General features: G+C 67.1%; 3 protein-coding genes. All 3 read left to right on the top strand.

Features of this window, described 5'->3' with window-relative positions; genetic code table 11:
• Positions 1–375, top strand: a 375-nt coding sequence (locus Q2100_RS29520) for a DciA family protein (protein WP_302916878.1), incomplete at its 5' end; no start/stop codon positions are given.
• A 214-nt stretch (positions 376–589) separates the two neighbouring features.
• Complete coding sequence (gene gyrB, locus Q2100_RS29525; protein WP_269894941.1) at positions 590–2,617, top strand: DNA topoisomerase (ATP-hydrolyzing) subunit B; 2,028 nt, start codon at positions 590–592, stop codon at positions 2,615–2,617.
• Positions 2,618–2,653: 36 nt separating this feature from the next.
• Positions 2,654–5,161, top strand: a complete 2,508-nt coding sequence (gene gyrA, locus Q2100_RS29530) for a DNA gyrase subunit A (RefSeq protein ID WP_264014464.1) — start codon at positions 2,654–2,656, stop codon at positions 5,159–5,161.
• Positions 5,162–5,274: the final 113 nt, after the last annotated feature.

Here is a 5,274-nt window from a genome sequence, read left to right on the forward strand (position 1 = left end):
TCGGGCCCCGGCCCGGACTCCCGCGACCCGCAGACGCTCGGCGCAGCGACGAGCGACCTGGCCCGCAGCCGCGGCTGGTCGGGCCGGGTGGCCGAGGGTTCGGTGCTGGGCCGGTGGACCACCGTTGTCGGCGAACAGATCGCCGAGCACGCCGTGCCCACCGGACTGCGCGACGGGGTGCTGACGGTGTCGGCGGAATCGACCGCCTGGGCGACCCAGCTCCGGATGGTGCAGTCCCAGTTGCTGGCCAAGATCGCCGCGGCCGTCGGCGACGGCGTGGTGACGTCGCTGAAGATCGTCGGCCCGGTGGCGCCGTCCTGGCGCAAGGGCCGCTACCACATCTCCGGCCGCGGGCCGCGCGACACGTACGGATGAGTCGCGACCGATCCGCTGTGCGCCGTCTGGCGCGCGGATCGGAGGTCCTCAAGCGTCCTGACGCACCGAAGTTCGAGAAATTCGGCGCACGGCCCAGTGAGATAGGTGGAAACGCCGCTACAGTGTCGGTCCAGTCGGCATGTTTCGGTAGACTGGTGAGCGATCACGAGGGGCAGTTGACCTCTCATGCGAACCCCGAGGAGACGCGTCCGACGTGCCTGCCCAAAAGAAGAGTGCTCCGACCGAGTACGGCGCCGAGTCGATCAAGGTCCTCGAAGGTCTGGAGGCAGTCCGTAAACGGCCGGGCATGTACATCGGTTCCACGGGCGAGCGCGGTCTGCACCACCTGGTCTGGGAGGTGGTGGACAACGCCGTCGACGAGGCGATGGCCGGCTACGCCACCAAGGTCGACGTCAGGATCCTCGAGGACGGCGGCGTCCAGGTCACCGACGACGGCCGCGGCATCCCCGTCGCGATGCACTCCACCGGCATCCCCACCATCGACGTGGTGATGACCGTCCTTCACGCGGGCGGCAAGTTCGAGGAGGGCGCCTACCAGGTGTCCGGCGGCCTGCACGGCGTCGGTGTTTCGGTGGTGAACGCGCTTTCCAGCAGGCTCGAGGCCGACGTCCGCACCGACGGCTACGAGTGGTTCCAGACCTACGAGCGGTCGGTTCCGGGAACCCTGAAGCAGGGTGAGAAGACGAAGGAGACCGGGTCGACCATCCGGTTCTGGGCTGATCCCGACATCTTCGAGACCACCGACTACGACTTCGAGACGATCGCGCGGCGGCTACAGGAGATGGCCTTCCTCAACAAGGGGCTGACCATCGACCTCGTCGACGAACGCGTGAAGGCCGAAGAGGTCGTCGACGAGGTGGTCAGCGACACCGCCGAGGCCCCGAAGACCGCGGAGGAGAAGGAGGCCGAGAAGACCGCGCCGCACAAGGTCAAGCACCGCACCTTCCACTACCCCAACGGTCTCGTCGACTACATCAAGCACATCAACCGCACGAAGACCGCGATCCACCAGAGCATCGTCGACTTCGGCGGCAAGGGCACCGGCCACGAGGTCGAGATCGCGATGCAGTGGAACGCCGGCTACTCCGAATCGGTGCACACCTTCGCCAACACCATCAACACCCACGAGGGCGGCACGCACGAGGAGGGCTTCCGTGCGGCGCTCACCTCGGTCGTGAACAAGTACGCCAAGGACAAGAAGCTCCTCAAGGAGAAGGACCCCAACCTCACCGGCGACGACATCCGCGAGGGCCTGGCCGCGGTCATCTCGGTGAAGGTCGGCCAGCCGCAGTTCGAGGGTCAGACCAAGACCAAGCTCGGCAACACCGAGGTCAAGTCGTTCGTGCAGCGGGTCTGCAACGAACAGCTCACCCACTGGTTCGAGGCCAACCCGGCCGAGGCGAAAACGATTCTGAACAAGGCGGTCTCGTCGGCCCAGGCCCGGATGGCCGCGCGCAAGGCCCGAGAGCTGGTGCGGCGCAAGAGCGCCACCGACATCGGTGGTCTGCCCGGCAAGCTCGCCGACTGCCGTTCCACCGATCCCAGCCGCTCCGAACTCTATGTGGTGGAGGGTGATTCGGCCGGCGGCTCGGCCAAGAGCGGTCGCGACTCGATGTTCCAGGCGATCCTGCCGCTGCGCGGCAAGATCATCAACGTCGAGAAGGCGCGCATCGACCGGGTGCTGAAGAACACCGAGGTCCAGGCGATCATCACCGCGCTGGGCACCGGCATCCACGACGAGTTCGACCTGTCGAAGCTGCGCTACCACAAGATCGTGCTGATGGCCGACGCCGACGTCGACGGCCAGCACATCTCGACGCTGCTGCTCACGCTGCTGTTCCGGTTCATGAAGCCGCTCATCGAGCACGGCCACGTCTTCCTGGCCCAGCCGCCGCTGTACAAGCTGAAGTGGCAGCGTTCGGAACCCGAGTTCGCCTACTCGGACCGGGAGCGCGACGGGCTGCTCGAGGCGGGTCGCGCGGCGGGCAAGCGGATCAACACCGAAGACGGCATCCAGCGGTACAAGGGCCTCGGTGAGATGGACGCCAAGGAACTGTGGGAGACCACCATGGACCCGTCGGTGCGGGTGCTGCGGCAGATCACGCTGGACGACGCCGCGGCCGCCGACGAACTGTTCTCGATCCTGATGGGCGAGGACGTCGAGGCCCGCCGCAGCTTCATCACCCGCAACGCCAAAGACGTTCGTTTCCTTGACGTTTAACCGCTTCGCGACCACGAACAGCGACCAGAGGATCTGATGACTGACACCACGTTGCCACCGGGCGACGAAGCCGGCGACCGCATCGAACCGGTCGACATCCAGCAGGAGATGCAGCGCAGCTACATCGACTACGCCATGAGCGTGATCGTCGGGCGTGCGCTGCCGGAGGTGCGCGACGGCCTCAAGCCGGTGCACCGCCGCGTGCTCTACGCGATGTTCGACTCCGGCTTCCGCCCCGACCGCGGACACGCGAAATCCGCACGGTCGGTTGCCGAGACGATGGGCAACTACCACCCGCACGGCGACTCGTCGATCTACGACACCCTGGTGCGGATGGCCCAGCCGTGGTCGCTGCGCTACCCGCTGGTCGATGGGCAGGGCAACTTCGGCTCCCCCGGCAACGACCCGCCGGCCGCCATGCGTTACACCGAGGCCCGGCTCACCCCGCTGGCCATGGAGATGCTGCGCGAGATCGACGAGGAGACAGTCGATTTCGTCCCGAACTACGACGGGCGCGTGCAGGAGCCGACGGTTCTGCCCAGCCGGTTCCCGAACCTGCTGGCCAACGGCTCCGGCGGCATCGCCGTCGGCATGGCCACCAACATGCCGCCGCACAACCTGCGCGAGCTCGCCGAGGCCGTGTACTGGTGCCTGGAGAACTTCGAAGCCGACGAGGAAGCCACCCTGGCCGCCGTCTGCGAGCGCGTGAAGGGCCCCGACTTCCCGACCCACGGCCTGATCGTCGGGTCGCAGGGCATCGAGGACACCTACAAGACCGGCCGCGGGTCGATCCGGATGCGCGGCGTCGTCGAGATCGAGGAGGACAGCCGCGGGCGCACCGGGATCGTCATCACCGAGCTGCCCTACCAGGTCAACCACGACAACTTCATCACCGGGATCGCCGAGCAGGTACGCGACGGCAAGCTCGCCGGCATCTCCAACATCGAGGACCAGAGCTCCGACCGCGTCGGCCTGCGAATCGTCGTCGAGGTCAAGCGCGACGCCGTGGCCAAGGTGGTGCTCAACAACCTCTACAAGCACACCCAGCTGCAGACCAGCTTCGGCGCCAACATGCTGTCCATCGTCGACGGTGTTCCGCGCACCCTGCGGCTCGACCAGCTGATCCGGCACTACGTCAACCATCAGCTCGAGGTCATCGTCCGGCGCACCACCTACCGGTTGCGCAAGGCCAACGAGCGGGCCCACATCCTGCGCGGCCTGGTCAAGGCGCTCGACGCGCTCGACGAGGTCATCGCGCTGATCCGGGCGTCGGAGAGTGCCGACGTGGCTCGTACGGGCCTGATGGAGCTGCTCGACGTCGACGAGATCCAGGCACAGGCCATCCTCGACATGCAGCTGCGCCGGCTGGCCGCCCTGGAACGCCAGCGCATCGTCGACGACCTCGCCAAGATCGAGGCCGAGATCGCCGACCTCGAGGACATCCTGGCCAAGCCGGAACGCCAGCGCGCGATCGTGCGCGACGAGCTCAAGGAGCTCGCCGACAAGTACGGCGACGACCGCCGCACCCGCATCGTGCCTGCCGACGGCGAGGTCAGCGACGAGGATCTGATCGCCCGCGAGGACGTCGTCGTCACGATCACCGAGACCGGCTACGCCAAGCGCACCAAGACCGACCTGTACCGCAGCCAGAAGCGCGGCGGCAAGGGTGTCCAGGGCGCCGGGCTGAAGACCGACGACATCGTCAACCACTTCTTCGTCTGCTCCACCCACGACTGGATCCTGTTCTTCACCACCCAGGGCCGGGTCTACCGGGCCAAGGCGTACGAACTGCCGGAGGCGTCACGCACCGCGCGCGGTCAGCACGTCGCCAACCTGCTGGCCTTCCAGCCCAATGAGCGCATCGCCCAGGTCATCCAGATCAAGGGTTACGAGGATGCGCCGTATCTGGTGCTGGCCACCCGCAACGGCCTGGTGAAGAAGTCGAAGCTCACCGACTTCGACTCCAACCGCTCCGGCGGCATCGTGGCGGTGAATCTGCGTGACGGCGACGAACTGGTCGGCGCGGTGCTGTGCTCGGCCGAGGAGGACCTGCTCCTGGTGTCGGCCAAGGGCCAGTCGATCCGCTTCTCGGCAACCGACGAGGCGCTGCGGCCGATGGGCCGTGCCACCTCCGGTGTGCAGGGCATGCGGTTCAACGAAGAGGACAGGCTGCTCTCCCTCAACGTGGTCCGGCCGGACACATATCTGCTGGTCGCGACCGCCGGCGGGTACGCCAAGCGCACCGCGATCGACGAGTACACCGCGCAGGGCCGCGGTGGAAAGGGCATCCTGACGATCCAGTTCGATCGCAGGCGTGGCAACCTGGTGGGAGCGTTGATCGTCGATGACGACACCGAGTTGTACGCCATCACCTCCAACGGCGGCGTCATCCGGACCGCGGCCCGTCAGGTCCGCAAGGCCGGACGGCAAACCAAGGGCGTTCGCTTGATGAACCTCGGTGATGGCGACACACTGATTGCGATCGCGCGCAACGCCGAAGAGGGCGACGGCACCGACGAGGTCAACACCGACCTCGGCGAGTAGCCGGCGCCGGACCACTTAAGGAGCCGTAGGTGAGTTCACCGAACGAGCCGGGATACCCGCGCGCGGGCGACGGCCCGAGTGCTGCCAACGGTTCCGCGGCGGGCCGCGACGGC

The sequence above is a fragment of the Mycolicibacterium arseniciresistens genome, assembly GCF_030519285.1.
Classification (GTDB): domain Bacteria; phylum Actinomycetota; class Actinomycetes; order Mycobacteriales; family Mycobacteriaceae; genus Mycobacterium; species Mycobacterium arseniciresistens.